Source organism: Oleiphilus sp. HI0079 (assembly GCF_001635105.1).
Map to the genome: position 1 here is coordinate 1 of NZ_LWFT01000999.1, position 1084 is coordinate 1084.

Genomic DNA, 1084 nt, shown 5'->3' on the forward strand with positions numbered 1-1084 from the left:
AGGCTGCACGATGGTGACATTCTCACCAAACTGCACATTGACGATGGCAACGTGCTTCTCTTTAAAAGACATTTAAACTTTTCCAAGCTTACAGCGCTGTGGCTTGAAATGAAGATACACTTCTTTCCCGGTCTCAATTGACTCATAAATCGCGTTAATCAATTCCAGACTTTTTCGACCAACCAAACCATCAACCAAGTGTCGTTTCTCGTTCTGAATACTATCTACAACATGCTCATAATAAGCTTGGTGCCCAAAGCCATAAACATTTGGAGGATTAACAGAGTACTTGTCCATTACATCTGCATCTTCAGGTGACTCCTCCAAGAAGTTCCATACTTTCATCTGGTTGACCGCAAAGCCGCCAATTTCGATGGACCCAGTTTCGCCAAGTAACGACAATGACCCTTCAAGATCTTTCGGCCTCACTGCTGTCGTGGCCTCAATGACACCGATCGCCCCATTTTTAAAACGAAGTGTTACGACTGCCGTATCCTCTGCCTCAATATCGACTAGCGCCGTTCTACTCATTGCAAAAACGCTTTCGACATCGCCCATCATCCACTCGAGGAGGTCAATATGATGGCTTGCCTGATTCGTCAGCACTCCACCATCTAAGGCCCAAGTACCTCTCCAAGCGTCCTGATCATAATACGCCTGCGGCCTACACCATCGCACCCGCACCGTGCCCATTACCAGCTTTCCAAGTCGGCCAGCATCCAATGCCTCCCGCGCTTTTTGAACCGGCACATTGAAACGATTCTGTTTAACAACGAATAGTTTCACACCATACTTATCGCACTCGGCTATCATACGATCGGCATCTTCCAAGCGAAGCGCCATTGGCTTCTCGACCATGATGTGTTTCCCGTACGGGGCCAACTCAATAACATGCTGCGGATGCAAGCCACTTTCAGTAAGCACCACCACAACATCAATTGCTTCGGATCGCATCATCTCATGCATATCTGTAAAAGCCGGTACACCAAACTGCTCGCCAATCTTATTCGCTTTTTCAGCAACGATATCGCACACAGCAGCTAAACACGCGCCTGGAATCTGTTCAAAGCCTAGAAGCTCAGAG

At 47.6% G+C, this 1084-nt stretch carries 1 protein-coding gene; it reads right to left on the reverse strand.

Going from position 1 to position 1084, the window contains the following annotated elements; all coding sequences use genetic code 11:
- Positions 1–72 precede the first annotated feature (72 nt).
- Positions 73–1084, reverse strand: a 1012-nt coding sequence (locus tag A3750_RS18105) for a Gfo/Idh/MocA family protein (protein ID WP_197475137.1), incomplete at its 5' end; no start/stop codon positions are given.